General features: G+C 67.8%; 26 protein-coding genes and 1 tRNA gene. 14 read left to right on the top strand and 13 right to left on the bottom strand.

The features are described 5' to 3' along the window. Complete coding sequence (locus IEY58_RS12585) at positions 1–930, top strand: BKACE family enzyme (RefSeq protein ID WP_189046199.1); 930 nt, start codon at positions 1–3, stop codon at positions 928–930. On the opposite strand, the gene IEY58_RS12580 is transcribed toward IEY58_RS12585, so the two are convergent. After that, positions 927–1,223, bottom strand: coding sequence for a hypothetical protein (locus IEY58_RS12580; protein WP_189046197.1), 297 nt, complete (start codon positions 1,221–1,223; stop codon positions 927–929). The genes IEY58_RS12585 and IEY58_RS12580 overlap by 4 nt on opposite strands. 235 nt (positions 1,224–1,458) lie before the next feature. Here IEY58_RS12580 and IEY58_RS12575 point away from each other — a divergent pair, with 235 nt between their 5' ends. Next, positions 1,459–1,926 (top strand): Tse2 family ADP-ribosyltransferase toxin, encoded by a 468-nt coding sequence (locus IEY58_RS12575; RefSeq protein WP_189046195.1) that lies wholly within the window; start codon positions 1,459–1,461, stop codon positions 1,924–1,926. 34 nt (positions 1,927–1,960) lie between these two features. Next, positions 1,961–2,182, top strand: a complete 222-nt coding sequence (locus tag IEY58_RS12570; protein ID WP_189046193.1) for a hypothetical protein — start codon at positions 1,961–1,963, stop codon at positions 2,180–2,182. Positions 2,183–2,312: 130 nt separating this feature from the next. On the opposite strand, the gene IEY58_RS12565 is transcribed toward IEY58_RS12570, so the two are convergent. Continuing rightward, the gene (locus tag IEY58_RS12565) at positions 2,313–3,245 is read right to left on the bottom strand and encodes a hypothetical protein (RefSeq protein WP_189046191.1); all 933 of its coding nucleotides are present in this window, start codon (positions 3,243–3,245) and stop codon (positions 2,313–2,315) included. Between the two features lie 324 nt (positions 3,246–3,569). Here IEY58_RS12565 and IEY58_RS12560 point away from each other — a divergent pair, with 324 nt between their 5' ends. Beyond that, complete coding sequence (locus IEY58_RS12560; protein WP_189046189.1) at positions 3,570–4,304, top strand: hypothetical protein; 735 nt, start codon at positions 3,570–3,572, stop codon at positions 4,302–4,304. Positions 4,305–4,397: 93 nt separating this feature from the next. Here the strand turns inward: IEY58_RS12560 and IEY58_RS12555 are convergent. The 4 genes from IEY58_RS12555 to IEY58_RS12540 all read right to left on the bottom strand — a co-directional run bounded on the left by IEY58_RS12555 (position 4,398) and on the right by IEY58_RS12540 (position 9,007). Then, a tRNA-Gln gene (locus tag IEY58_RS12555) sits at positions 4,398–4,472 on the bottom strand. Between the two features lie 69 nt (positions 4,473–4,541). Further along, entirely contained in the window at positions 4,542–5,426 is an 885-nt protein-coding gene (locus IEY58_RS12550) for a 4-(cytidine 5'-diphospho)-2-C-methyl-D-erythritol kinase (RefSeq protein ID WP_189046187.1), read from the bottom strand. Positions 5,427–5,458: 32 nt separating this feature from the next. Continuing rightward, positions 5,459–7,309 carry a tetratricopeptide repeat protein gene (locus IEY58_RS12545; RefSeq protein WP_189046185.1) on the bottom strand — a complete coding sequence of 617 codons (1,851 nt, stop codon included), beginning with the start codon at positions 7,307–7,309 and terminating at the stop codon, positions 5,459–5,461. A 72-nt stretch (positions 7,310–7,381) separates the two neighbouring features. Beyond that, positions 7,382–9,007 carry an electron transfer flavoprotein-ubiquinone oxidoreductase gene (locus tag IEY58_RS12540; protein ID WP_189046183.1) on the bottom strand — a complete coding sequence of 542 codons (1,626 nt, stop codon included), beginning with the start codon at positions 9,005–9,007 and terminating at the stop codon, positions 7,382–7,384. 130 nt (positions 9,008–9,137) lie between these two features. Here IEY58_RS12540 and IEY58_RS12535 point away from each other — a divergent pair, with 130 nt between their 5' ends. The 4 genes from IEY58_RS12535 to IEY58_RS12520 all read left to right on the top strand — a co-directional run bounded on the left by IEY58_RS12535 (position 9,138) and on the right by IEY58_RS12520 (position 13,363). Beyond that, the gene (locus IEY58_RS12535) at positions 9,138–10,043 is read left to right on the top strand and encodes a uracil-DNA glycosylase (RefSeq protein ID WP_189046181.1); all 906 of its coding nucleotides are present in this window, start codon (positions 9,138–9,140) and stop codon (positions 10,041–10,043) included. 228 nt (positions 10,044–10,271) lie between these two features. Next, complete coding sequence (locus IEY58_RS12530) at positions 10,272–11,786, top strand: lytic transglycosylase domain-containing protein (protein WP_189046179.1); 1,515 nt, start codon at positions 10,272–10,274, stop codon at positions 11,784–11,786. Continuing rightward, positions 11,770–12,306: a molybdenum cofactor biosynthesis protein B gene (moaB, locus tag IEY58_RS12525; protein WP_189046177.1), complete on the top strand. Its 537-nt coding sequence runs from the start codon at positions 11,770–11,772 to the stop codon at positions 12,304–12,306. The genes IEY58_RS12530 and moaB overlap by 17 nt, the downstream gene beginning before the upstream one ends. Before the next feature lie 13 nt (positions 12,307–12,319). Next, entirely contained in the window at positions 12,320–13,363 is a 1,044-nt protein-coding gene (locus tag IEY58_RS12520) for a phosphotransferase (RefSeq protein WP_189046175.1), read from the top strand. Positions 13,364–13,498: 135 nt separating this feature from the next. Here IEY58_RS12520 and IEY58_RS12515 read toward each other — a convergent pair whose 3' ends face one another. Both IEY58_RS12515 and IEY58_RS12510 read right to left on the bottom strand, forming a co-directional pair. After that, the gene (locus tag IEY58_RS12515) at positions 13,499–14,476 is read right to left on the bottom strand and encodes an aldo/keto reductase (RefSeq protein ID WP_189046173.1); all 978 of its coding nucleotides are present in this window, start codon (positions 14,474–14,476) and stop codon (positions 13,499–13,501) included. A 17-nt stretch (positions 14,477–14,493) separates the two neighbouring features. Then, positions 14,494–15,555 carry an NAD(P)-dependent alcohol dehydrogenase gene (locus tag IEY58_RS12510; RefSeq protein WP_189046171.1) on the bottom strand — a complete coding sequence of 354 codons (1,062 nt, stop codon included), beginning with the start codon at positions 15,553–15,555 and terminating at the stop codon, positions 14,494–14,496. Between the two features lie 113 nt (positions 15,556–15,668). On the opposite strand from IEY58_RS12510, the gene IEY58_RS12505 reads away from it, so the two are divergent. Beyond that, a complete protein-coding gene (locus tag IEY58_RS12505; RefSeq protein WP_189046169.1) occupies positions 15,669–16,562 on the top strand; it encodes a LysR family transcriptional regulator in 894 nt (297 codons plus the stop codon). A gap of 44 nt (positions 16,563–16,606) precedes the next feature. Beyond that, positions 16,607–17,692: a PA0069 family radical SAM protein gene (locus IEY58_RS12500; RefSeq protein ID WP_189046167.1), complete on the top strand. Its 1,086-nt coding sequence runs from the start codon at positions 16,607–16,609 to the stop codon at positions 17,690–17,692. 23 nt (positions 17,693–17,715) lie between these two features. On the opposite strand, the gene IEY58_RS12495 is transcribed toward IEY58_RS12500, so the two are convergent. The 3 genes from IEY58_RS12495 to IEY58_RS12490 form a co-directional block, all read right to left on the bottom strand. After that, positions 17,716–18,663, bottom strand: coding sequence for an AEC family transporter (locus IEY58_RS12495; protein ID WP_189046165.1), 948 nt, complete (start codon positions 18,661–18,663; stop codon positions 17,716–17,718). Then, positions 18,660–18,794: a hypothetical protein gene (locus IEY58_RS34610; protein WP_268237566.1), complete on the bottom strand. Its 135-nt coding sequence runs from the start codon at positions 18,792–18,794 to the stop codon at positions 18,660–18,662. The genes IEY58_RS12495 and IEY58_RS34610 overlap by 4 nt, the downstream gene beginning before the upstream one ends. 165 nt (positions 18,795–18,959) lie before the next feature. Next, positions 18,960–19,607: a cupin domain-containing protein gene (locus IEY58_RS12490; protein ID WP_229743682.1), complete on the bottom strand. Its 648-nt coding sequence runs from the start codon at positions 19,605–19,607 to the stop codon at positions 18,960–18,962. A 133-nt stretch (positions 19,608–19,740) separates the two neighbouring features. Here IEY58_RS12490 and IEY58_RS12485 point away from each other — a divergent pair, with 133 nt between their 5' ends. From IEY58_RS12485 to IEY58_RS12470, 4 genes are read left to right on the top strand one after another with little or no spacing between them, the layout of a single operon-like run. Then, on the top strand, positions 19,741–20,517 hold the full coding sequence (locus IEY58_RS12485) for an ABC transporter substrate-binding protein (protein WP_229743681.1): 777 nt from the start codon (positions 19,741–19,743) through the stop codon (positions 20,515–20,517). A gap of 33 nt (positions 20,518–20,550) precedes the next feature. Next, complete coding sequence (locus IEY58_RS12480) at positions 20,551–21,204, top strand: amino acid ABC transporter permease (RefSeq protein ID WP_189046164.1); 654 nt, start codon at positions 20,551–20,553, stop codon at positions 21,202–21,204. Continuing rightward, a complete protein-coding gene (locus tag IEY58_RS12475) occupies positions 21,201–21,932 on the top strand; it encodes an amino acid ABC transporter ATP-binding protein (protein WP_189046162.1) in 732 nt (243 codons plus the stop codon). Before IEY58_RS12480 ends, IEY58_RS12475 begins: the two co-directional genes overlap by 4 nt. A gap of 11 nt (positions 21,933–21,943) precedes the next feature. Beyond that, positions 21,944–23,233: an NAD(P)/FAD-dependent oxidoreductase gene (locus tag IEY58_RS12470; RefSeq protein ID WP_189046160.1), complete on the top strand. Its 1,290-nt coding sequence runs from the start codon at positions 21,944–21,946 to the stop codon at positions 23,231–23,233. Between the two features lie 100 nt (positions 23,234–23,333). On the opposite strand, the gene IEY58_RS12465 is transcribed toward IEY58_RS12470, so the two are convergent. Continuing rightward, on the bottom strand, positions 23,334–23,882 hold the full coding sequence (locus IEY58_RS12465; protein WP_189046158.1) for a 3'-5' exonuclease family protein: 549 nt from the start codon (positions 23,880–23,882) through the stop codon (positions 23,334–23,336). Positions 23,883–24,009: 127 nt separating this feature from the next. After that, positions 24,010–25,017 carry an SPFH domain-containing protein gene (locus IEY58_RS12460; RefSeq protein ID WP_189046739.1) on the bottom strand — a complete coding sequence of 336 codons (1,008 nt, stop codon included), beginning with the start codon at positions 25,015–25,017 and terminating at the stop codon, positions 24,010–24,012. Between the last annotated feature and the right edge of the window lie 142 nt (positions 25,018–25,159).

The raw sequence follows: 25,159 nt of genomic DNA, 5'->3' as shown, positions 1-25,159 counted from the left end.
ATGGCAAACCGCAAGATCATCATCACCTGCGCCGTCACCGGGGCCATCCACACGCCCTCCATGTCGCCCTATCTGCCGGTGACGCCGGAGGAGATCGCCGAGGCGGCGATCGGCGCCGCGGATGCCGGCGCCGCGATCGTCCATCTGCATGCGCGCGATCCCAGGACCGGCAAGCCCGACCAGGCGCCGGCCGCCTTCTCACCGTTCCTGAGCGTCATCAAGCAGCGCTCGGACGTGGTCATCAACATCACGACCGGTGGGGCGCCCACCATGGGGGTCGAGGAGCGCGTCTCGCCCGCGGCCCATTTCAAGCCCGAGGTCGCCTCGCTCAACATGGGCTCGATGAACTTCGGGCTCTATCCGATGCTGAACCGGTTCAAGGAGTTCAAGCACGACTGGGAGCGGCCGTATCTCGAAGGCTCCAAGGACCGGATCTTCCGCAACACCTTCGCCGATATCGAATTCATCCTGTCGAGCTGCGCCGAGAACGGCACGCGCTTCGAGATCGAGTGCTACGACATCGGCCATCTCTACACGCTCGCCCATTTCGCCGACCGCGGCATCATCAAGCCGCCGTTCTTCGTACAGAGCGTGTTCGGCATCCTGGGCGGCATCGGCGCCCATCCGGAGGACGTGGCGCACATGAAGCGCACGGCCGACCGCCTGTTCGGCAACCAATACAGCTGGTCGGTGCTGGGCGCCGGCCGCAACCAGCTGCAGGTCGCCGCCATGGCGGTCGCCATGGGCGGCAACGTCCGCGTCGGCCTCGAGGATTCGCTGTGGATCGGCCCGGGCCAGCTTGCCAAGACCAACGCCGACCAGGTGCGTGCTGCCCGCCAGATCATCGAGGGCCTGGGCTACGAGATCGCGACGCCGGCCGAGGCACGCGAGCACCTGCAGCTCAAGGGCGGCGACCGGGTCGGGTTTTAGGGGCGCGACATCGCGATCAGGCGCTGATAGATCTCCTCGATATCCTTGGCCTCGGCCGGATTGACGTCGGACCGGCGTGGCCAATTGAAATCGCTCGCGCGCGGTTGCAGGCGCTTGCCGTCGACGATGCCGTGGCAGGGCAGCGACCGGCCATGCGCGAAGGCCGGATTGTCCGCGCCGTGTGCGGGCAGAGCCGCCACCGACGCGAACAGGAGAGCCGCGAGCGCAAGCGAAGCCCAATGCAGGCTCACCATGCCGTCGACCGGGAGGGCGCGGGTAGCGATACGGGCCATGATGACACTCCTTTGCGGGATGAGCGGCGGATGAAGTGTCATCTATGGGTGCGAGACGAGTTTTATAATGTGATATTGGCTCAATAATATGCTTATTCGTCTCGTTCTTCTGGAAGCGCTTCTAAAGCGGAAGACTCAGCGCGCCGGCCACGGCCGTCGGGTGGGGCCGCAACCGTTGCGATAGGCCGACTTCCCGGGGTACCCTGTGCCGTCGGTCAACCAGGGTGATGCAATCATGGCGACCACGACGACCAATCTCTATCGCTCGGTCATGGGCAACGCCTTCAAGAGCATCAAGGTCGGGGTCTATCCCGGCGATGGCGTGCTCGACCCGCGCTGGGAAGAAACCCAGTATTTCAACAAGCGCAGGGGGGAATGGGTCACGAGCCCAGCCGACGTGACGATCGAACAGGGGCCTAACGGCCCTGAGGTGCTGGAGGGTGGCGGGACGTCCTTGCACGACGTTTCCGGATGGTTCCCTTCGAAGGAATTCTGGATTCCTCAGGGCACCGAATATTCGGATGAGATCCATATCCGCAAGGACGCAAAGCGCAAGACCAGCCCGTACAATCAAAGCGTGTCTGGGTACCACTACCAGCTCGAACCCAAGACCCGAATGACGGTTCTCTCGTTCAAGGGCGCGCTCGACAACATGGCGCGCGCCGCCGTGGTGCGGCAGTGCGAACTCGCTCGCGTCAAGTGAGGCCCGGGACTTCCTCAATCTGGCAGGAGGGCACATGCCCGAGATCAGCCACCAGACGCTCGTCATCGCCATCCAGGCCATTGCCGCGGAGATCCGGGGGTTGCGCGAGACCGTCGCCAGTGGCGAAGCCGAGGTCGACGATTTTCAACTGCTCGAAGATCATCTGCGCGCCGCCGAGGACTTGGAGCGCGCGTACAATGTTGCAGCGCGGACGGTGCTCAACCTGCCGCCCTACGACGAACTTGTCGGCGATTGAGGTCGCACACGGCGCGTGATCGCCGCCCGGGAGGGCGACGCCCGCTCGGCCAAGGCGACCCCGGCGCGAAGCGCACGAGCACCTGCAGCGCAGGGGCGGCGACTGGGCGGGTTCCAGGCGGGGAGGGGCGTCAGCGCGCGCCGACGGTCTCTGCGATGACGGATGTCAGCGTGCCCGGATCGGTTTCCGGCAGCAGCCGGGACGGGCGCGCTTGCCAGCTCTGGAAGACCCAGTCGTCGGGCCTGATGTCCGGATTGCCGGCCACCATGCGATAGCGTTCGGTCGCGTGGCGGGTCCATTCGGTGTCGGTCTTGTCGCCGGGATCGCCGTCGATGATCACGCCGTAGGAGATGCCCGCGGCACGAAGGCGTGTCCGCCACTCCGCCAGCTGGGGCTGCCATTTGTTCTGCCAGATGAGGTCCGCCTGAAGGAAGGCGAGGCGCTCGCCGGTCTGCGCCTGGAACTGCCTGGCGAAATTCAGAATCTCGTCCAGCCGGTCCGCGGTCTGGTCGGTGACGGGCTCGATATCGCCGAATTTGACGCCGGGGAACGCCGTCTTCAGGATCTTGACGTTGGGGGTGATGTTGCGGACGAGCTCCTCGGTCGAATAGCCGCACGCAGCCCCTTTATGGGCGAAGTGTCCCCAGGTCATCGGCTCGTCGAAGGCGACAACCTCGATCTTGCCGCCCAGGCCGGTCACGCGGTTCGCCAGCTTCTGGAACACCGCCGTCGTCGTGTAGCCCGGCACGCCATTGCCGCATTTCTCCGACGTCGTCAGGATTTCCGCCTCGAGCCCGAGCGCGATGTGGCGCCGCTGCAGATCCTTGATCGCCGTCGACAGCTGCTCGTCGCTGGCGCGATGGAAGAACTGGGTCGACAGCTTCACGATCTGCACGTTCGACGCGGCCTTCGACCAGGCCGCGTCGGGGCGGAACAGGCTCATGAAATCGTTGGATGTCGGCTGCCCGGCAGCCTTGCTGCCCGCCATGCGGTCCGCCGCCACGACCGGGTCGACGCCGGACAACCAGATCTGGCCCGCCAGGCCAGGTGCCGCGTAAGCCATCGCCCCTGATATGATTACCAGGGAAAGTGCCGAGCGCATTTTATCTCCGGGTCCAGACTGGGTGCCGAGGGGCGATGCATGGCGTCGCCTGGGTGAGGGCATGTGCTGGGGCTGAATTCGCGCTTTTCGCGGGGTTCCGAAAGCTTATCCCAGATTAATTGGCTAAGCCGATAGCAATCTTGGATTAAGCGAAATCTCGGCGTGCCACACACTTCGATACAAATTCCGGCCGGTCAGGACACACGCCAGATACGTCCCGCTCGTCTCATGCGCCCATCGCGAAACCCATGCAGTTGGCCGCAGTGCGGCCCAAGGAGATGACCGATGGTCGAGAGCGCATACCCCCGCCGCCTTTTTTTCGCCTTCAGCACGCTGGTGCTGCTCCTCCCCGCGACCTCCCGTGCGGAGCCGCGCCCAGCGATTGCCGAACAGATTGCCAAGACTTACGGCCTCGATTCGTTCGAGCAGATCGACGCGATCCGTTACACCTTCCATCTGGAGGCCCGGGGAAGAGAGTTCGTCCGTTCCTGGGTCTGGCAGCCCAAGACCGGCCAGGTCTCCTACGAGGGGAAAGACAAGGACGGCAAGCCGGTCAAGGTTACCTATGATCGGTCCAAGCTCGACAGCGCGCCCGCCAATGTGCGGGACGAAATCGAGCCGCTCTTCGTCAATGACGAATATAACCTGTTCTTCCCCTTTCATGTTTATTGGGACGGCGCCGAGGTAGAAGACCTGGGCACCCAGACATTGCCTCAAGGGGAGGGTTCGGCGAAGCGCGTCGCCGTGAAGTATCCCTCAGATGGCGGTTACAACCCCGGCGATACCTGGGAGCTCTATGTCGGGTCCGACAATGTTGTCGAGGCATTCGCCTACCATCGCGGTGGAGACGTGACGCCACCGAAGAACGTCGCCGCGACTTGGGGCGGCTACAAGAAGGCTGGCCCGTTCCTGTTCTCGACGGATCGTCGCGGGACGGCGGACGGCAAGCCCGTGGAAATCGGCTTCTCGGATGTGTCCGTCAAGCTCGCGGGCTCGGACAAGTGGCTGGACGCTCAATAAGCGGAGCCACGACAGCGGCGCGGAGCTCGGCGGCACATGGTCCGCCAGAGACAGGAACGGGCGACGTGCCACGACTTCGGCCGCTTGCCTGGATGGCTGGGGCGGGAGGGATCGAACCTCCGAATGGCGGAATCAAAATCCGCTGCCTTACCGCTTGGCTACGCCCCACCGGTGCCGTTCGGGGGGCGCACCATAGCGATATTGCCCCCGGGCAGCAACAGCCGAAAACTTGGGAGGTCAGGCCGCCTTGAGGCGGGTCGCGACGGCCCACCAGCGGGGCTCCGCCGCCCTGATCGCGGATGCTGCGGCTTCAGCCGCCGCGTCGGTCGGGAAGAGCGCGAAGCAGGTGGCGCCGCTGCCGCTCATGCGGGCGAGGAGGCAGTCCTCGGTTGCTTCCAGACGCTCCAGCACCTGGCCGATTACGGGCATGAGGCCGATCGCCGGCGGGGTCAGGTCGTTGCCATAGGGCCGGAGGGCGTCCGCGAGCGCCGTCGCGTCGGCCGGGCTCGCGCTCAGCACGCCCGCGGGACCAGCGCCCGGCGAGAACGCGCCCTCGCGTGCCTGGAACACCTTAGGCGTGGCCAAGCCGACGCCGGGATTGACCAGCACGATGGGGGCTGGCGGCACGGCCGGGGCGGGGCTGATCCGCTCGCCGATGCCTTCGAGCCGGGCGGTGCGGGTGGCGAGGCAGACCGGCACGTCGGCGCCGAGCTTGAGCGCGATCCGCGCCAGATCCTCGGGCGCCGGTGAGACCTGCCAGAGCGCGGCCAGCGCCAGGAGCGTCGCGGCCGCGTCGCTCGAGCCGCCACCGATGCCGGAGGCGACGGGCAGGCGCTTGGTCAAGGTCAGCTGGGCCGCGGGCTTGATCCCAGCCTCCTCGGCCAGGAGCCGTGCAGCCTTCAGCACCAGGTTGTCGAACGCGTCGGCGATCAGGAACGGGCCGAAATCGCCGGCGAGCGTCAGGCCGAACTCGCCCGCCTCTGCCGTCGCGGCCTTGACCGTATCGCCGTATTCGGTGAAGGCGACCAGGCTGTCGAGCAGGTGATAGCCGTCGGCGCGCCGGCCGACGACTTCGAGCGTGAGGTTGAGCTTCGCGGGCGCCGCGCGGACGACTTCGGTCATGGAATGTCTTCGCTGGGTGGAAAGGGGACGGTTCAGCTGCCGCCGTGACCGGCCGGGGCGGCCTCGGTCGTGCGCTTGGCCGGCCGCGTCTGCGGCGGTGGGATATGGGCAGGCGGCTTGTCGAGCTTCGCCTCGATGGCCCGGGCGAGATCCGGCTCCGGATTGAGCCCGAGTGCGCGATGCCATTGCAGCCGCGCCTCGTCGCGCCGGCCGCCCTGCCAATAGGCGTCGCCCAGGTGGGCATTGATCTCCGGATCGGCGGGCTTGAGCTCGACCGCGTGCTCGAGCGTGGTCTCGGCGTTCTTGTAGTCGCCCATGCGGTAATAGGCCCAGCCGAGGCTGTCGACGATATAGCCGTCGTCCGGCCGGAGCGTGACGGCGCCCTTGATCAGCTGCAGCGCCTCGGACAGGCGGTCGCCGCGGTCGACCATGGAATAGCCCAGGTAATTCATGACCGACGGCTGGTTCGGCTGCAGCGCCAGCGCCTTGCGCAAGTCGCTCTCGGCCTTGGGCCAGTTGCGCGCGCGCTCGTAGGCGGTGCCGCGCGTGTAATAGAGGCCCCACCAGCCGGCCGTGTCCGGGTCCTTGATGCGGGCGAAGGCCTGGTTATAGGCGTCGATCGCGGCCGGATACTGCTTGTCGGCGCTCAGGCTGTTGCCGAGCTCGACCAGCGGCTCCGGCCGGTCCGGGTGCTGCTCGGCGAGCGCCTTGAGGTCGGTGCGAGCACCCTCGCCGTCGCCGGCCTGCTGCTTCAAGGCGGCGATCCGGAGGCGCGCGGTCCAGCCGAGCGTCGTCGCCGGATCGATGCTGGCATAGACCTCGCGCGCCAGATCCGGCCGCTTCACGCCCTCGAACGCCTGGGCCAGCACGATCCGCGCCTCGGGGAAGCCGGGCTTGAGCTCGAGCGCGAACCGGGCATTCAGCAGCGCCAGGTTGAAGGCGCCGGCGCCGTTCATGAGGTTGCTGACGTCGAACAGCGCTTCGGCGAGCCCGCTTGCGACATCGGGCACCAGCGGCGGCAGTACGGCCCCGCCCGAGGCCGGCAGGCCCAGCTCCGCCTCCGTCGCACCCAGATAGCGGGGATAGAGGGCGGCCGCCTCGTCCGGCTTGCCCGTGCGCTCGAGGAAGTTCGCGACCAGCTGGACCACGCGCACCGGGGCACCTTCGTCGAGCGCTGCGCGATAGGCGGCCTCCGCCTGGTCGCGATTGCCGGCCTGGTCGAGAATGAGTGCCCGGTGCAGGGACGCGATCTCGCCGAAGCCGCGCACGCTTTCGAGCTCCTTGAGCGCCGGCTCGGCGCCGGCGGGCCCGGCTTGGGCAAGCCAGGCGCGGGCAAGCGCGCCGGTCACGCGATAGACGTCCTGGCGCGGCAGCCGGTTGGCGGCAGCGCGCGCCTCATCGAGCCGGCCGTCCCTCACGTCCTCGATAACCGCAGTCAGGTTGACGAGCGGCGCCAACGGATTGGCCTGTTGCAGCGGCCCCGCCAGCTTCGACGCGATGTCGAAATTGCCGTTGACGATTGCCAGCACGAACAGATGGCCCGCGATCTCGCCGTTGGACGGATCCTGGGCGAGCGCCGCCTGGTAGAAGGCGAGCGCATCGGCGAAATCATGCTGGTCCTGCGCCACCAGGCCGATCAGGTAGGCGGCGTGGGCCGAGGGCAGTTCGGGGTGGCTGTCGGTCCGGATCTGGCCGACGTCGCCGCCGCTGTCGGCGAGACCGGCCGATCCGGAGAAGACACCGGACGAGGGCGTGATTTCGGCGCAGGCGCCGAGTGCCAGCAGGGCCGTCAAAGCGACGGCGCCCTTGAGCCGGGTCGGCCATTTCGGCCGTCCCGCCGTCCCGGGGAGCGCCCGCTCCCGTCTGCCGCCGATCGCTTCCATCACGCTCCCACCGCACCCGGCCCACTATACCCTGGCCGGCCGGCTGCCGGCCGGCCTCGGGTGTTCCAACGATCACATATTGGGATAATTAGGCCCACCGCCGCCTTCCGGCACCGTCCAATTGATGTTTTGGGTTGGGTCCTTAATGTCGCAGGTCTTGCAGTGCACGCAATTCTGCGCGTTGATCTGCAGCCGCGGGTTCGACCCGTCCGCGTCCTTGACGATCTCGTAAACGCCGGCTGGGCAGTAAAATTGCTCGGGCGCGCCATAGAGTTCGTAATTGATCCGGATCGCGACCGACGGGTCCTTGAGCTTCAGGTGCGCCGGCTGGTTTTCCTCGTGGTTGGTGTTCGAGATGAACACCGACGACAGCCGGTCGAAGCTCACCTTGCCGTCGGGCTTCGGATAGACGATCGGCCTGACGTCGCGCTTGGGCTTCAAGGCCTCGTGGTCGCCGTGGCGGTGGTGCAGCGTCCAGGGCGCCCTGCCACGGAAGACGACCGTGTCGATCGCCGAATAGACGAAGCCGCCCCAGAAGCCCCACTGGAACGACGGCCGGATGTTGCGCACGGCATGGAGCTCGCTCCAGAGCCAGGTCCGCTCGAGTGCCGGCTTGTAGTTGGCCGACTGGTCCTCCTCGATGCGGGCGAACACTTCCTCGGCCGCGACCATGCCCGACTTCATCGCGGTGTGCGTGCCCTTGATCTTCGGCACGTTGAGGAAGCCCGCCGTGCAGCCGATGAGGCAGCCGCCCGGGAACGACAGTTTCGGGATCGACTGGAAGCCGCCCTCATTCAAGGCGCGGGCACCATAGGCGATGCGCCGGCCGCCCTCGAAGAACGGCCGGATTGCCGGATGGGTCTTGAAGCGCTGGAATTCCTCGAACGGCGACAAGGTCGGGTTCTGGTAGTCGAGCCCGATGACGTAGCCGACGGCGATCTGGTTGTCCTCCAGGTGATAGAGGAACGAGCCGCCATAGGTCGACATGTCCATGGGCCAGCCGGCCGTGTGGATGATCAGGCCCTGGCTGTGCTTGGCCGGGTCGACCTCCCACAGCTCCTTAATGCCGATGCCGAAGGTCTGCGGGTCGGCGCCCTCACGCAGCTGGAAGCGCTCGAACAGCGTCTTGGTGAGGGAGCCGCGGCAGCCCTCGGCGAACATGGTGACCTTGCCGTGCAGCTCCATGCCCGGCTGGTGGGCGTCGGTCGGCTGGCCGTCCTTGCCGATGCCCATGTCGCCGGTGGCGACACCCTTGACGCGCCCGGTCTCGTCATAGAGCACCTCGGCCGCGGCGAAGCCCGGGTAGATCTCGACGCCCAGCTCTTCCGCCTGGGTCCCGAGCCAGCGGCAGAAATTGCCGAGGCTGATGATGTAGTTGCCGTGATTGTTCATCTGCGGCGGCGTCGGCAGGCGATAGGCCTTGGTCTCCGTCAGGAACAGGAAGCGGTCTTCCTTGGCCGGCGTGTTGAGCGGCGCGCCGCGTTCCTTCCAGTCGGGAATGAGTTCGTTCAGGCTGCGCGGCTCGAGCACCGCGCCCGACAGGATATGCGCGCCGACCTCAGACCCCTTTTCGAGCACGCAGACCGACAGCTCGCGCCCCGCCGCGGCGGCCAGTTGCTTCAGCCGGATGGCGGCACTCAGGCCCGACGGGCCGGCACCGACAATCACGACGTCATATTCCATGCTCTCGCGTTCCATCGAGCCTCCTTGCAGCCGGGCGCCGGCCTTTGTAATGCCGTTGCGCCCGAAACGTATCCCCCATAGACCTATACCGGCCGCTCAAGGTTTTATAGCGGCGGTTTCGCCGAACACCTACCCCGGAAGAGGCATGCTGCGCGAGCGATTGCTGGAAGAGCTCTTGGCCTGGACGCTCGCCATGGGTGCCGACGAGGCGATCGGCGAGCTCGCCGTCGACCGCTTCGCCGAATCCGAGCGCCGCGCCCAGGCGCTGGCGGCCGGTCGCGCAGCGCCCGCGCAATCGCCGATTGTTCGGCCGGTTGCCGCCCCAGCTGCAAAGGGCCCGGTCGCACCTGCTCCTGCCGGCGTGGCACCGCCGTCGGCGCAGAGGCCAACAGCGGCGGCGCCCCGCCCGGCGCCGGCGCTCGACGGCGGGTTGGGGGACACGATCGCGGCTGCGCGCGCCGCCGCCGCGGCGGCCCACGACCTGACGGCGCTCAGGGACGCGGTGCTGGCCTTCGAGGGCTGCGCGCTCAAGAAGACCGCGACCAACACGGTTTTCGCCGACGGCGTGCCCAGCGGCGGGCTCATGCTGATCGGCGAGGCGCCCGGCGCCGACGAGGACCGCATCGGCCGGCCGTTCGTCGGCGTGTCCGGCCAGCTGCTCGACCGGATGCTGGCGGCGATTGGCCGCTCGCGCCAGAGCAACGTCTATATCACCAACACGCTGTTCTGGCGGCCGCCGGGGAATCGCAAGCCGACCGACAGCGAGATTGCGATCTGCCGGCCGTTCGTCGAACGGCATATCGCGCTGGTGCGGCCACGACTTCTAGTATTGGTAGGCGGTACCGCTTCGGCTGCCATGCTGCCCGGAAGCCCTGGAATCACAAGGCTTCGCGGCCAGTGGCTCACGCTCGAGGTGAATGGCCTCGCCGAGCCGGTCCAAGCAATCGCAATGTATCATCCGTCCTTTCTGTTGCGCTCGCCGGAGCGCAAGCGGGAGGCCTGGGCTGATCTACTATCGATCAAGACCAGGCTAGAAGAAGCGTCAAAATAACTTCAAGAAAAGATAGACGATCCAGGAAATACTCGAGGCCTAAAAAAAGCATAAAAAATTTTATGCTTGCCGAGACTGGATTTTTCCCTTATCCATCTCGGCATGACTGGAACACATCAGCGGGTCAGTCCCAAAAGGACTTGGCCAAGGGTGATCCTTTGCGTGTTCGCAGCGGGCCTAGTTTGCGGGGCCGCGGCGATGCCGGTTGCCGGTTGGGCAGCGGGCTCGATGCAGACCGCCGCTCTCCCCGTCAATCCGCCGATCGACCCCAAGTTGGTGCAGAGCCTGCCGACGCTGCTGGGTGACGCCGATGCGGCGCGCTATGCCGCGATCTTCTCGCTGCAGGACGAGGCGAACTGGAAGGCGGCCGACCAGCATATCGCCGCCCTCGAAGACAAGTCGCTGCTCGGCACGGTGCTGGCGCAGCGCTATCTCTCGGCCAAGTACCACACGAATTTCGCCGAGGCGCGCGACTGGCTCGAGCATTATGCCGACCTGCCGGAGGCGCGCGCGATCTGGGCGCTCGCGAAGAAGCGGGCGCCGGGCAAGCCGGTGCCGGCGCCGATCCTGGCCGCCGACCAGGCTCCCCGCGACGCCGCTCCCCGGGTGGCGCGCTCGGCCGACGTGGAGCGGCTGCCGGCCGAGCCGCGCAGCATGAACATCCAGCCGCCGGCTCGGTTCGAGGCTGGGCTTGCCGCCTGGCGCGAGAAGAATTTCCGCGACGCCGCCAACGCGTTCGAGGCCGTGTCGCGCGCGACGGACGTGCCGAGCTGGTATGTCGCCGCCGGCGCCTTCTGGGCGGCGCGGGCGCACCTGATGCTGCGCGAGCCGCAGAAGGTCGACCCCCTGCTCGAGATGGCGGCGCAGCAGCCGCGCACTTTCTACGGCCTGCTTGCCCGGCGCATGCTGGGCGTCGAGCCGGACATGCGCTTCGGTGCGACGCCCTTGAACGCCGGGGAGACCGCCCAGCTCGAAGGGCTGCCCGGCGGCCGGCGGGCGCTGGCGCTGGTGCAGGTCGGCGAGACCGACCGGGCCGAGGCCGAGCTGCGCGCCTTGACCGCGCGCTCGACGGCCGGACTCGCCGACGCGATCGTGGCGCTTGCCGACCTCGCCAATATGCCGGCCCTGTGCCTGGCACTCTCGACCGGCCGCCGGGGCGCCGACGACCGTCACGACGATGCCGCCTATCCGGTGCCGCGCTGGCAGCCGCGCGACGGCTTCTCGGTCGACCGCGCCCTGCTGTTCGCGCTCATGATGCAGGAGTCGCGCTTCGACGCCGACGCCCAGAGCGGCTCGGGGGCCGCCGGGCTGATGCAGCTGATGCCGCAGACGGCGCGCGACGTGGCGCGCCGCGCCGGTATCCGCTTCCGCAGCGTCGACGATCTGGTCGACCCGGTGCTGAACCTCAGCATCGGCCAGGAATATGTGAAGCAGCTGATCGAGCACACGCAGATCAACGGCAACCTGATCCTGCTCTTGGCCGCCTACAACAGCGGGACAGCGCCCTTGACCCGCTGGCAGAACAAGCCTGAATACCAGCACGACCCGCTCCTGTTCATCGAGAGCCTCACGACCACGTCGCAGCGGCTCTATGTCGAACGCGTGCTGACCAACATGTGGATCTATCGCCAGCGGCTCGGGCAGAAGGTGCCCGATCTGGATGCGCTTGCGGCGAACGAATGGCCGACCTATGTCTCGGCCGACGCTTCGTCCCAAGGGGTCCAGCATGCCGCGGCTCGATGAATCCAGACCGTTCCTTCCCGTCCAGATCGCCCTTCTGACCGTTTCCGACACGCGCAGCCTCGCCGACGACAAGTCGGGCGGCACGCTTGCCGAGCTCGTGACGCGCGACGGCCATCACGTCGCCCGGCGCGAGATCGTCAAGGACGACCAGGCGGCGATCGAGGCGCAGCTCAGGACCTGGATCGCGGATCCGGAGATCGACGTCGTGATCTCGACCGGCGGCACGGGCGTCACCGGCCGTGATGTGACGCCCGAGGCGTTCCAGGCGGTCTATGAGAAGGAGATCCCTGGCTTCGGCGAGATCTTCCGCTGGCTCAGCTGGCAGAAGATCGGCACCTCGACGATCCAGTCGCGTGCCACCGCCGGCGTCGCCCACGGCACCTATCTCTTCGCGCTGCCCGGCTCGCCGTCGGCCTGCCGCGACGCCTGGGAAGACATCCTGAAGCACCAGCTCGACAACCGCTTCCGGCCATGCAACCTGGTCGAGCTGATGCCGCGTCTCGAAGAGCACCGACGCTAGACCCGACGCCATCTTGTTCGATCCCCACGCTCTTGCGCACCGCGCCGGCCTTGCCGACCGGCTCCGGGCCCACTGGCCGGCGCTCCGCGCGGCCGATCTCGTGCCCCTGCCGATGAAGGGCGTCGCCCACGACCATCTGGCGCTGGGCGATCTTGACCTGGTCGTGCGCGTGCCGCGCCTTTCCCAATGGTCGATGCCGGCCGAGGCGGCGCTGGCCTACCAGGCCGAGGGCTTCCGGCGTGCGGCGCCAAGCGGCGTCACCCCGGCACTGCATGCCGTGCTGCCGCCTGACGATCTCCTGCCGCGCGGCGCGCTGGTCGTTGATTTCGTCCGCGGCCGGGCCCCGCGGCTGCCGGCGGAACTGCCGGCACTGGCCCGCGCCCTGGCGGCGATCCATCGGGTGCCGACCGTGCCGCCGCGCCGCCGCCCGCCGCTCGCCGATCATGCGCCGAACCCGATCGCCGCCACGGTCGACCTGCTCGACAACCACGCCCGCTTCCTCGAGACGGCCACGGTGGCCCCGTCGGTGAAGCAGGCACTTCAGCACGAGCTCGCCTGGGCGCGCAGCTTCGCCCGCGAGGCCGAGGCCGCCCCGATCGCGGCGCCGATCGTGCTGGTCGCGACCGACACCCATCCGGGCAATTTCCTCGTCGGCGACGATGGCATCGCCCGCTTCGTCGACTTGGAAAAGACGCTCTACGGCCTGGCCGCGATCGATCTCGCCCATGCGACGCTCTATACCTCGACCCAGTGGGACCGCGAGGTCATGGCGGTGCTGACGGCTGATGATCTTCGGCACTTCCATGCGGCTTATGCCGAGGCCGTCGGACCCGATGCCTGGGCGCGGCTCGAACCCTGGATCCGGCCGGCACGCCGGCTCACCTGGCTCCGGACAACGCTCTGGGCGATCCGCTGGCAGGCGCTTGCCGCGAGCGACCCCGACTGGGCGGCCGACCGGGTCGAGCCGTCGCTGATCGCCCATATCCGCACGCGCGTCGCCGACTTCACGGCGGCTGAAACGGTCGAGCGGCTGCGGGCGGAACTGGCCGAGGAATAGGCGCCGAAAACCCCCTTCCGCACCCGCGGAAGAGGGTTCGCGATCGCCCGAGTCGGTTGCCCGGTCACTCGCCCGAGTCGGGCCGGGTTTGTTCGCTTTTATGTTGTATTATGTTCCCGTTCTGATCTGTGTCGTTCACGGGTCGATCAGCGACAGATCGCCGTCTCCATAACGGGCGCCCGCGGCACTGCCGGCCTTGTCGAGGACGGCAACGTCCTCGGTGGTGAGCTGCAGGGTGGCGGCCCCCAAGTTTTCCTCCAGATATTTCCGCCGCTTGGTGCCGGGGATCGGCACGATGTCGTCGGCGATCTGCAGCAGCCAGGCGAGCGCTACCTGGGCCGGCGTCGCCCCATGGCGCCGGGCGATGCCGGTGACGAGCGCTGCGATGCGCTGGTTCGCCTCGAAATTGGCGCCCTGCAGCCGCGGGTCGCGCGCCGCGCGGAAATCGTCGGCTGGATAATCCTCGGCCCGCTTGGCCGCACCGGTGAGGAAGCCGCGGCCCAAGGGGCTGTACGGCACGAAGCCGATGCCGAGCTCGTGCAGCACCGGGCGCACACGGTCGGCGCCCCGCTCCCAGACCGAATATTCGCTCTGCAGGGCGGAGACCGGCTGGACGGCATGGGCGCGCCGGATCGTCGGCTCGCCTGCCTCCGACAGGCCGAAATGCAGCACCTTGCCCTCGCGGATCAGGTCCTTGACCGTGCCGGCCACGTCCTCGATCGGCACGGCAGGGTCGACCCGGTGCTGGTAGAGCAGGTCGATACGGTCGGTCCCGAGGCGCCTCAGGGAGGCCTCGACCACCTCGCGGATATGGGCCGGCCGGCTGTCGACGCCGATGCGACGCGTGCCCTCCAGCTTGAAGCCGAACTTGGTGGCGATAGTCACCCGGTCGCGCCGGCCGGCCAGATGACGGCCGAGCAGCTCCTCGTTGGCGAACGGCCCATAGATCTCGGCCGTGTCGAGGAAGGTGCAGCCGAGCTCGATCGCCCGGTCCAGCGTCGCGACCGACTCCGCCTCGTCCGGCTGGCCATAGGCGAAGCTCATGCCCATGCAGCCGAGCCCGATGGCGGAGACTTCCAGGCCCTGGCGGCCGAGTTTGCGTTTTTCCAGCATGTGTCGGGTCCTTTCGCTCAGGCCACTGCCGTGCGCAGCGAGGCCATGTCGATGACGAAGCGATACTTGACGTCGTTCTTGAGCAGCCGCTCGTAGGCTTCGTTGACTGCCTGGATCGGCACGATCTCGACGTCGCTGACGATGCCGTGCTCGGCGCAGAAATCGATCATCTCCTGCGTCTCGGCCATGCCGCCGATGGCGGAACCGGCGACGCTCTTGCGGCCGAAGATCAGGCTCGTGCCGGTGAGTGGCGGTTCGATCTCGGTCAAGACGCCGACGAGCGCCATGGTCCGGTCGCGCCTCAGGAGCGCCATGTAGGGATTGAGGTCGTGGGCGACCGGGATCGTGTTGAGCAGGAAGTCGAAGCTCTGGGCGTGGGCCGCCATCGCGTCGACATCGCGCGAGATCAGCACCTCGTCCGCGCCGAGCCGGCTCGCGTCCCGGCCCTTGTCGGGCGAGGTCGTGATCATGACGACATGGGCGCCCATCGCCTTCGCGAACTTGATGCCCATGTGGCCGAGGCCGCCCAAGCCGATGACGCCGACCTTCTGGCCGGGGCCGACCTGCCAGTGGCGCAGCGGCGAATAGGTCGTGATGCCGGCGCACAAGAGCGGCGCCACTGCCTTGAGGTCGAGGCTCGCCGGGATCTTAACCACGAACCGCTCCTCGACCACGATCTGGTCGGAATAGCCGCCGAAGGTCAGCTGGTCGCTGCCGCGCTCCCGGGCGTTGTAGGTCCAGGTGGCGCCCTCCGCGCAATATTGCTCGAGGTCGTCGCGGCAGGCCTCGCACGCGCGGCACGAATCGACCATGCAGCCGACGCCGGCGAAGTCGCCGACCTTGAGCTTCGTCACATGGGCGCCGACCTTGACGACCCGGCCGACGATCTCGTGGCCGGGCACCATCGGATAGAGCGCATTGCTCCAATGGTCGCGGGCCTGATGCAGGTCGGAATGGCAGATGCCGCTGTAGAGGATATCGATCTGCACGTCGTGCGGCCCGGGCTCGCGCCGCTCGAACGTGAAGGGGACGAGCGGGGAATGGGCGTCGTGCGCGGCATAGCCGTGGACGGTGATCATGGCGACTGTCCTTCCGAAGTCGGTTTGATTAATTCGGTTGGACAATTGGGATGGGGAGGTCCGCAGGACAAACTTGAAATCCGGGATGAGTTGTTGAAGATTTCTCAACAATCATGCCGCAGCCCAACCTGTCCCATCTCGCCGTCTTCGCGGCCGTCGCCCGGCACTGCAGCTTCCAGCGCGCGGCGGCGGAGGCGGGCATGTCGACCTCTGCCGTCAGCCACGCGATCCGCGGGCTCGAGGAGCGGCTGGGCGTCTCGCTGTTCAACCGCACGACCCGCAGCGTCGCGTTGACCGAGGCCGGCCAGCGCCTGCTCGAACGGCTGCAGCCGGCCTTGCGCGACGTGGGCGACGCGCTCGAAGAGATGAACAGCTTCCGTGCGACGCCCGCCGGCACCTTGCGCATCAATACGTCGCGCATCGCCGCCCACCTGCTGCTGGCGCCGTTGATCCTGCCCTTTCTCGCGGCATATCCCGAGATCCGCTTGGAGATCGTCGAGGATGACGGTCTGGTCGATATCGTCGCCGGCGGTTTCGACGCCGGCATCCGGTTCGACGAGGACGTGCCGGAAGACATGGTCGGCGTGCGCTTCGGCGGCCCGCAGCGCTTCGCTGTCGTGGGGTCGCCCGGCTATTTCACTCGCTGGCCGCCGCCGCGGCATCCGCCGGACCTGGCCCGGCACGCCTGCATCCGCCACCGTTTTCCGAGCGGCCGGATCTTCAAATGGGAATTCCGGCAGGGCTCGGAGCGGTTCGAGCTGGAACCCGCCGGGCCGGCGACGCTCGACATGCTGGGCCTCGGCCTGCGCGCGGCGCTCGACGGCATCGGCCTGGCCTTCCTGTTCGAGCAGCTGGCGGCCGAGGCTGTGGCCGACGGGCGGCTCGTCCGCGTGCTCGACGACTGGTGCCCGAGCTACCCGGGCTTCATGCTCTATTACCCGCGGCAGCGACGTATGCCCTCGGCCTTGCGCGCCTTCATCGACATGGTGCGCAGGCCGGCCCTCTGATGCGTGTTCTTGATTTGTTCGGTTAATCATGCGATGCTCCGCCCATGGATCCGGCATCGCCACAGGGGCCTCGCAAGGGCCGCGGCAGCCTTTCGAACGCGGTCGGCCGGTTCGAGGGCTATGACCGTGTCGAGGTCGACGACGGATGGGGCAGTGCCGACGAACCGGCCCTGCCGCTTGCAACCACGCTGACCGAGGACACGACCCGCACCATCATCGCCCGCAACAAGTCGCCGGACGTGCCGTTCGACCGCTCGATCAACATGTATCGGGGGTGCGAGCATGGCTGCGTCTATTGCTTCGCCCGACCGACGCACGCCTATCTGGGGCTCTCGCCCGGCCTCGATTTCGAGAGCCGGCTGTTCTACAAGCCGCGCGCGGCGGAGCTCTTGGTCCAGGAGCTGTCGGCGGCCGGCTATCGCTGCCTGCCGATGGCGCTCGGCACCAATACGGACCCCTATCAGCCCATCGAGCGCGAGCTGCAGCTGACCCGCCACATCCTCGAGGTGCTGCGCGACTTCAACCACCCGGTCTCGATCGTGACCAAGGGCGCGCTTGTCCAGCGCGATATCGACATCCTGGGGCCGATGGCGGTGAAGCGGCAGGCCAAGGTCGCGATCTCGATCACGACGCTCGACCGCGCGCTCGCCCGACGCATGGAGCCGCGCGCCGCGACGCCGGAGCGCCGACTGGAGACGGTCCGCGCTCTCGCCGACGCCGGCATTCCGGTCGGCGTCATGGCGGCGCCGATGATCCCGGGCCTCAATGACCAGGAGCTGGAGACGATCCTCGAGGCCGCCAAGGATGCTGGCGCCGGTACCGCCGGCTACGTGTCGCTGCGCTTGCCGCTCGAGATCAAGGACCTGTTCGCCGAATGGCTTGAAGCGCAGGTGCCACTCCGGGCGAAGCATGTGCTAGCGCTGGTGCGCGACATCCGCGGCGGCAAGCTCAATTCCGCCGAGTTCGGCGACCGGATGCGCGGCGGCGGCGCCTACGCCGATCTCTTGGCCCAGCGCTTCAAGCTCGCGACCCGCCGGCTCGGCCTCAACCAGACGCGCGAGCTTGGCGGGCTCGACTGCAGCCAGTTCCGCCGGCCGCCGCGGGCGGGCGACCAGCTGAGCCTGTTTTGAACACACTCAGGTTTAAGCCGCGCTCAGGTGCCGAGCAGGGCGATCAGCGCTGCTTCGATGGCGATGCCGAGCAGGGTACTCAGCAGGATCGTTGCCGTGGCGTCGGCCGTGTAGGTGTTGTTCTTGAGCGCGAACATCGAGGCGGCGGTCGCGGTCGGCACGGCACCGGTGATGATGACCTGCCGCGCCGGGCCGCCTGAAAGCCCGAACAGGGCGACGCCGAGCGCCATCAGTCCCGGCTGTAGGAAATTCTTGATGCCGATGTTGGCCAGCACGTTCGCGTTGATGGCGAACCGCTCGCCATAGAGCATGATGCCGAGCGCGAACAGCGATGTGCCGCCCGCGGCGCGCGCGATCGTGTCGACCGAGGCGAGGACCGGGTCGGGCAGGGCAACATGGGCGAAGCTGAGTGCCACGCCCAGCAGCGGCAGCCAGACGATCGGGTTGATCGCGGCGCCGACGAGGGCGTGGCTCAGGATATGCCAGGCCTCGCCCCAGTGATGGCCGGCTTCCTTCTTGTCGGCAACGCGTGTCAGCACGATCGTGAGCGGCAGCATGAAGATGCTGGTGACGAGATTGCCGACGAGCACGGCCAGAAAGCCTTCCGGCCCGAACATCGCGGCGAGGATCGGCGCGCCGAAATAGGCCATGTCGGGAAAGCCGCAGACCAGCGCCTGCATGGTGGCGGTCTTGAGATCGTGGCGGAACAGGTAACGGCCGACGACAAGGGCCACCAGGTAGCCGCCCATGAGCCCGAACGCGAGGCAGGTGCCGAAGTCGATGTTCTCGAGCTTCTCGGGCGGCGTCTTTGCGGCGCCCAAAAATAACGCGAAGGGCAGGGCGAAGCGGATGACCAGGGTCGCGAGCACGCCGGCGCTCTCGTGCTGCAAGAGCCCGATTCGGCAGGACAGCCAGCCGAGGAAGATGACGAAGGCGACCGGCAGCAGGCCGTTCAGGATCGTCTCGATCACGGGGTCACCTCGATCCGGCGAGAGGGCTCGTCGTGCGGCGTCCAGGCCTCGGCGCGGAAGCGGGCCTCGATCGCATCGGGCGGAGCGGAGTGTCCAGGGGCAGGCAGTTGCCCGGATGCCCGTGTCGGCATCGGCGCTCTCCTCGAACGACGTGAGGGGGGAACGGCCGCGGCACGGACCATTCGGTTCCTCCCAGGCACCGATCATAGAGCGTCGAGCAAACCTGGAATTGTCTGTTTCTGCGAGGATTTGGCGAAATGCATCGTCAGATGGCACGCCGACGCATGCGGATCCGCTCAAGGCGTGACGTTGACCCAGAGCACGAGAGCGACCTCATCCGTCGGGTTGCCGAACCGGTGCGGACGGTCGCTCGCGAAGCGGAAGCTGTCGCCGGGCTCAAGCCGCCACTCGCGCCCCTCGACATGAAGCTCGAGCGCGCCTTCGAGGACGAAACCCGCCTCCTCGCCGCCATGGACATAGTCCTCCTCGCCTGTCGTGCCGCCGGGCTCGATGCGAACCATGAACAGGTTGAGCCGGCTCGCCCCGCGCGGCGCGGTCAAAAGCTCCTTGGTGATGCCGGCCTGCCAGAGGCCGAGCCGCCCGCGCTCGCTCTGGCGGACCACGATGGTGCTCGTCTCCGGCTCGGTCGCGGCAGCGGCGGGGGCGGCACCCGGGAACAGGTCGGCGAGGCCCACGCCGAACGCATCGGCGGCGCCGGCCAGGAGCTTGAGCGATGCGGTCGAGAGGCCGCGCTCGATCTGGCTCAGATGGCCGATCGACACGCCCAGCCGCCCCGCCAGCACCTGCAACGACAGCCGGTGCTGCTTCCGGAGCGCGCGCAGGCGCAGCCCGACCGAGGAATCGAGCGGGCTCGTCGGCGCGGGGGCTTCATCCCTGGTCGCCGCTCCGTCGGCCGCCTCGCCGATCGAACCCATATCGCTCATAAAATTTCACTCACATGAAACCTCTTGCTGACAGAGCTTAAATTCGTCAGCATATTTTCACCAGAATGAAAATCTGCGGGAACGGTTCGCGCCGTCCGCACGTGCAGGCAGGCCCACCAACGGGAGTCGAGGGATGATGAGGACCAGGATCTTCGCCGCCGCCGCTTTGCTGTGTGCGGGGCTGTGGGCGGGTGTCGCCGCGTTCGCGACCGGACCTGCGGCCGCGGCCGAGCCGGTGATCAAGGTCGGCTCGACCGCGACCGGCGTGCCCTTCACCTTCCTCGACACGAAGACCAACCAGATCCAAGGCATCATGGTCGATCTCATCACGGCAGTCGGCAAGGATGCCGGCTTCGCGGTCGAGATCGAGCCGATGCAGTTCTCCGCGCTGATCCCGGCCTTGACCTCGAACAAGATCGACGTGATCGCGGCCGCCATGTTCGCGACGGACGCGCGGCGCCAGGTGATCGATTTCACGGACACGGTCTACAGCTATGGCGAGGCGCTCGTCGTGCCGAAGGCCGACGGCAAGGACTATGTCTCGCTCAAGGAGCTTGAGGGCAAGAGCGCCGGCGCCCAGGTCGGCACCGCCTTCGTCGAGCCGCTGCAGAAGAGCGGCGTGTTCACCGAGGTCAAGATCTACGACACGATCCCCGACATCCTGCGCGACGTGAACACCGGACGCATCGGCGCCGGCTTCGCCGACTATCCGATCGTGGCCTACAACCTGGCGCAGGGCGGCTTTCCGGACGCGCGGCTCGTCAAGAGCTACAAGCCCAGTGTCGTGGGCTCGGTCGCGATCGGCCTGCGCAAGGGCGACCCGATGCTGGCGAAGCTCAACACCTCGCTCGCCAAGCTCGAGGCCGACGGCACGGTCAAGAAGATCCTGGCCAAGTGGGGGCTCGAGTGACCGGCCGCTGAAGCGAGAGCGCGGCCGGTTCCGATGGATCATTTCTTCGCGGATTCGGCGGAATTCCTGCCGATTCTGCTCAAGGGCGTGTGGCTGACCGTGCTCGTCAGCCTCGGCTCACTGCTGCTGTCGACGCTGCTCGGCCTCGTCTGGGCGTTCCTGCGCGTCTCCGGCCTCTGGCCGCTTGCGACGGCGAGCCGGCTGATCGTCAACCTGATCCGCGGCATCCCGATCATCGTGCAGCTGTTCTACATCTATTTTGTGCTGCCGGACCTGGGCATTGCGCTGACCGCCGTCCAGGCCGGCATCGTCGGGCTCGGCATCGCCTATTCGGCCTATCAAGCGGAGAATTTCCGCGCCGGCATCGAGGCGATCGACCATGGCCAGATCGAAGCGGCCCATTCGATCGGCATGGGCTGGTGGCTGGTCATGCGCCGGGTCGTGCTGCCGCAGGCGGTGCGCATCGTGCTGCCGTCCTACGGCAACATCGTGATCATGATGCTGAAGGATTCCTCTCAGGCCTCCACCATCACGGTCGCGGAGCTGGCGCTGCAGGGCAAGCTCATTGCGTCGTCGACCTTCAAGAACACCACGGTCTTCACGCTGGTGGCGCTCCTGTACCTGTGCATGAGCGTGCCGCTGATCCTGGCCGTCGGCCATCTCGAGCGGCGGGCGGCGCGGCGATGATCGAACTCGACGACGTCCACAAGCGCTTCGGCGACCACGAGGTGATCCGCGGCGTCTCCGCGACGGTCGCGCGCGGCGAGGTCGTATGCATCATCGGCCCGTCCGGCTCCGGCAAGTCGACGCTGCTGCGCTGCATCAACGGGCTCGAGACCTACGAGGCCGGGACGATCCGCATCGAGGGCGCCAAGGTCGATGCCCATGATCCGTCGATCCGGGCGATCCGGACCCAGGTTTCGATGGTGTTCCAGCGCTTCAACCTGTTCCCGCATCGGACCGCGCTCGAGAACGTCATCGAAGGGCCGGTCTTCGTCAAAGGCGAGCCGCGCCAAGAGGCGCTCGAGCGCGGCCGCGCGCTCCTGGCCCGCGTCGGGCTTGCCGGGCGCGAGGATGCGAAGCCCGGCCGGCTTTCGGGCGGTCAGCAGCAGCGCGTCGCGATCGCCCGGGCGCTGGCCATGCGCCCGAAGGCGATCCTGTTCGACGAGCCGACCTCGGCGCTCGACCCGGAGCTGGTCGGCGAGGTGCTGGGCGTCATGCGGGGCCTGGCCGAGGAGGGCATGACCATGGTTGTGGTCACCCACGAGATGGGCTTCGCGCGCGAGGTCGCCGACCGGGTGCTGTTCCTCGACGGCGGCGTCATCGTCGAAGCGGGACCGGCGCGCCAGCTGCTCACCGACCCGCAGCATCCGCGCACCCAGGATTTCCTGCGCCGTGTGCTGAACCCGATCTGAGGGACCGACCGATGACCGAGCCCTTTCCCCTGTCGCCCTCGCTCTGGGCCGCGACGGCCCCGCCGGCGGCTGCGACACCCCCTTTGGGCGAGGCGACTCGGGCCGACGTCTGCATCGTCGGCGGTGGCTATTGCGGGCTGAGCGCCGCGCTGCACCTGGCCGAGCAGGGCGCCGACACGGTGCTGCTCGAGGCGCGCGAGCCCGGCTGGGGCGGCTCGGGCCGGAACGGCGGCCAGGTCATTCCCGGCCTCAAATACGATCCCCTGGAGCTCGAGGCGAAGTTCGGGCCGGAGGCGGGGCCCCAGCTGGTCGCGTTCGCCGGCAGCACCGCGGACACCGTGTTCGACCTGATCGGCCGGCATGCCATGGACGTGCCCCACGTCCGTAACGGCTGGATCCAGGGCGCGCATACCGAGGCGGGCCTGGGCGAGGTCGCGCGCCGGGCCGAGCAATGGGCGGCGCGCGGCGTCGCGACCGAGCTGCTCGATCGCGACGGTGTCGCGCGCAAGCTCGGCTCGCATTCCTATCTCGGCGGCTGGATCGACAAGCGCGGCGGCGCCATCCAGCCGTTGGCCTTCGCCCGCGGCCTCGCGCGCGCCGCACTCGCCGCCGGTGCGCGCATTCATGGCGGCACGGCGGTGACCCGGCTCGAACGGCAGGGCGACCGCTGGCGGGTCGAGACCGACCGGGGCGTCGCGGTCGATGCGGCCCAAGTGCTGATGGCGACCAATGCTTATACCGGCGATGTCGTGCCCCGCTTGCGCCGCACCGTGATCGCGGTCAATTCCTTCCAGGTCGCGACCGAGCCGCTCGGCGACAATGTGCGCAAGACCATTCTGCCCGAGGGCCATGTCTCGTCGGACACGCGCAAGCTGCTGCTCTATTTCCGCCTCGACCACCAGGGCCGCCTGCTGATGGGCGGGCGCGGGCCGTTCCGCGAGCCCAGGGGTGCGGACGATTGGGCACATCTGGAACGCGTGCTGGGCAAGCTGTTCCCGCAAGCAAAGGGCACGCCGATCGCCTATCGCTGGTGCGGCCGGGTTGCCGTCACGCGCGATTACCTGCCGCATCTGCACGAGCCGGCGCCGGGCCTGCTCGTCGACATCGGCTGCATGGGCCGCGGCGTCGGGCTGCAGACGACCATGGGCCGGGCGCTCGCGCGCTACCTGGGCTCGGGTAACCAGGCCGAACTGCCGCTGCCGGTCGTGCCGATCACGCCCATCCCTGCCCATGCGCTGAACCGGCTCTATGTCTCGGCAATTGTCGCCTGGTACCGCCTGACCGACGGTGGGGTGAAGTAGGGGGAAACTCCGCTCGCGGGCGCCGCCCTCGTCCGTCGGGAGAGACGGACGAGGGCTATTTGTCCCTCGGCCGCGCGACCGGACGAGGGACGGGAGGGGGCTAGCGAGCTTCGTAGAGCGTCACTGCCGCGGCCAGGCGGCGGATATCGGCGAGCGCCTTCCATTGTGCCGCCTGGGCGCCGGCCGCCCGGACCAGCGCCTGGTAGTCGCGGCGTGCAGCGCCCGGGAACAGCTCGCCGTAGCGGCGCAAGGCGGGCGCCTGCAGGCTGGCGGCGTCCTCGAAGATCTTGTCGAGCCACATCTGGTCGAGCGCCGGGGCGTCCGAATGCACCTCGAGGCCGGTGAGTGCCAGCGCGATCTCCGTTGCCGCCTCGGGCGGAGTGACACCCTCGCGGGCGAGCCGCTCGCGGCTGATGCCGTGGATCGCCTCGGCCTCCGCATCCCAGCCGTGCCAGGTCGGCGCCGGCTTGATCAGCACATGGCCCTCGCGGCCGGTGTCGAGGATGCGCCAGGCGACCGAGACCGGCCAGCTGTCCGATCCCAGGCCCGAACTGTCGATATTGATGATCGCGCGACGGTTGCGTTTTGCAGTGACACGGCCGGCAAGTCGGGCAAAACTCCAGGTCCTGGTCGATCGGATCGCGCTCATCTCGTTCCGCCTTCGTTCTGATCTCAACGAAACGCGACCATAGAACAAAAAGAGAACATTGTCTCGGAGATTCTGCGGAGGCCCGTCTTCGGGCCCGGGACATGCCCCCGGGCCCGAAGGCGCCGCCTCAGTCCTTCGGCGGCGGCACCTGCTTCAGCCCACCGTCGGCCACGACGGATTTCAGCATCAGGCCCATGAGCGCGCCCAGCATGCCGTGGTCCGCACCGCCCGAGTCGCCCGCCGATCCGACCTGGATCTGCGGCACCAGCTGCAGCTGGCCGCGCTCGGCCGCCTCGGCGAAGCGGGTCAGCACCATCTCGGCCAGGCGGTACTGGGCGCCGCCATAGGCGTCGACCTGGGCCCGGGTCGCGCTCGCCGTCGCATCGCCGACCGCCTTGACGCGCGCGGCCTCGCCTTCGCCCTCGAGCGTCTGGCGCCGGCGCTGGGCCTCGGCGGTCAGCACCGTCTCCTCCGCCGTGCGCTTCGCCAGCTCGACCTTGGCGGAACCCTGGTTCTGCGCCACCTCGATCGCGATCTTGGACTGGGTCAAGGCCGCCTGCTGGGCGGCAATGGCACGCGTCTCGTTCAAGGCCTTCTCGCTGATCGCGGCCTCCTGCTGGCTCCTGTAGGTCTCGACCTGCTCGCGCGCCACCTCGCGCTGGCGCAGCTGGTCGAGGATGCGCTCGATGCTCTGGTCGCCCGCGAGCGAGCGCGGCGTGCCGATCATCACTTCCTGCAGCTCCAGCGAATAGCGCTCGAACTTCTCCTTCATCTCGCGCGTCGCAATGTCCTGGATCTCGGCGCGCTGCTGCAGCAGCTGCAGCAAGGTGCGCGTCTGGCCCGAGTTCTTGAAGTACGAGCTCACCATCGGGTCGAGCGTCTGCTCGACCAGCTTCTGCACGTCGCCGAAGCGCTGGATGACCTCAGGCGCCCGCGTGTAGTCGATATGGATCACGACCGAGAGCGGCAGGCCGCACTCGAACGCGTCCTTGGTGATGAGCCCGACCTCGGCCAGGTTCTCGTCGAGCTTATGGCCGCCCACCTCGCCCTTGACCCATTTCAGCATGAAGCTGGTGGTCGGCACGAGGATGACCTTGCCGGCGAAGCTGTTGAACGAGTACTTGCCGGGGTGTATTACTCGGAAACGTACTGTCCAGTGTCAAGCGACAGAACACCTTGCGTCGGCGGGCATTTTTCTCATTCAGGTGTCCAACCTGTTCGCCCATCCGACGTGCCGCCTTACCAGATAGCCTCATCACTGGCGGTGCAGATCGGCA

The sequence above is a fragment of the Aliidongia dinghuensis genome (assembly GCF_014643535.1).
Taxonomy (GTDB): domain Bacteria; phylum Pseudomonadota; class Alphaproteobacteria; order ATCC43930; family CGMCC-115725; genus Aliidongia; species Aliidongia dinghuensis.
This window is presented reverse-complemented; position numbering and strand designations above follow the sequence as displayed.

Coding starts and splice junctions, on each gene's coding strand:
- IEY58_RS34610 (WP_268237566.1), bottom strand. CDS start 18,794: ATGCCGACACGGGCATCCGGGCAACTGCCTGCCCCTGGACACTCCGCT.
- IEY58_RS12515 (WP_189046173.1), bottom strand. CDS start 14,476: ATGCTGGAAAAACGCAAACTCGGCCGCCAGGGCCTGGAAGTCTCCGCC.
- IEY58_RS12575 (WP_189046195.1), top strand. CDS start 1,459: ATGGCGACCACGACGACCAATCTCTATCGCTCGGTCATGGGCAACGCC.
- IEY58_RS12485 (WP_229743681.1), top strand. CDS start 19,741: ATGATGAGGACCAGGATCTTCGCCGCCGCCGCTTTGCTGTGTGCGGGG.
- IEY58_RS12490 (WP_229743682.1), bottom strand. CDS start 19,607: ATGAGCGATATGGGTTCGATCGGCGAGGCGGCCGACGGAGCGGCGACC.
- moaB (WP_189046177.1), top strand. CDS start 11,770: ATGCCGCGGCTCGATGAATCCAGACCGTTCCTTCCCGTCCAGATCGCC.
- IEY58_RS12545 (WP_189046185.1), bottom strand. CDS start 7,309: ATGGAAGCGATCGGCGGCAGACGGGAGCGGGCGCTCCCCGGGACGGCG.
- IEY58_RS12535 (WP_189046181.1), top strand. CDS start 9,138: ATGCTGCGCGAGCGATTGCTGGAAGAGCTCTTGGCCTGGACGCTCGCC.
- IEY58_RS12565 (WP_189046191.1), bottom strand. CDS start 3,245: ATGGCTTACGCGGCACCTGGCCTGGCGGGCCAGATCTGGTTGTCCGGC.
- IEY58_RS12505 (WP_189046169.1), top strand. CDS start 15,669: ATGCCGCAGCCCAACCTGTCCCATCTCGCCGTCTTCGCGGCCGTCGCC.
- IEY58_RS12465 (WP_189046158.1), bottom strand. CDS start 23,882: ATGAGCGCGATCCGATCGACCAGGACCTGGAGTTTTGCCCGACTTGCC.
- IEY58_RS12585 (WP_189046199.1), top strand. CDS start 1: ATGGCAAACCGCAAGATCATCATCACCTGCGCCGTCACCGGGGCCATC.
- IEY58_RS12500 (WP_189046167.1), top strand. CDS start 16,607: ATGGATCCGGCATCGCCACAGGGGCCTCGCAAGGGCCGCGGCAGCCTT.
- IEY58_RS12560 (WP_189046189.1), top strand. CDS start 3,570: ATGGTCGAGAGCGCATACCCCCGCCGCCTTTTTTTCGCCTTCAGCACG.
- IEY58_RS12580 (WP_189046197.1), bottom strand. CDS start 1,223: ATGGCCCGTATCGCTACCCGCGCCCTCCCGGTCGACGGCATGGTGAGC.
- IEY58_RS12475 (WP_189046162.1), top strand. CDS start 21,201: ATGATCGAACTCGACGACGTCCACAAGCGCTTCGGCGACCACGAGGTG.
- IEY58_RS12540 (WP_189046183.1), bottom strand. CDS start 9,007: ATGGAACGCGAGAGCATGGAATATGACGTCGTGATTGTCGGTGCCGGC.
- IEY58_RS12470 (WP_189046160.1), top strand. CDS start 21,944: ATGACCGAGCCCTTTCCCCTGTCGCCCTCGCTCTGGGCCGCGACGGCC.
- IEY58_RS12550 (WP_189046187.1), bottom strand. CDS start 5,426: ATGACCGAAGTCGTCCGCGCGGCGCCCGCGAAGCTCAACCTCACGCTC.
- IEY58_RS12570 (WP_189046193.1), top strand. CDS start 1,961: ATGCCCGAGATCAGCCACCAGACGCTCGTCATCGCCATCCAGGCCATT.
- IEY58_RS12510 (WP_189046171.1), bottom strand. CDS start 15,555: ATGATCACCGTCCACGGCTATGCCGCGCACGACGCCCATTCCCCGCTC.
- IEY58_RS12480 (WP_189046164.1), top strand. CDS start 20,551: ATGGATCATTTCTTCGCGGATTCGGCGGAATTCCTGCCGATTCTGCTC.
- IEY58_RS12530 (WP_189046179.1), top strand. CDS start 10,272: ATGCAGACCGCCGCTCTCCCCGTCAATCCGCCGATCGACCCCAAGTTG.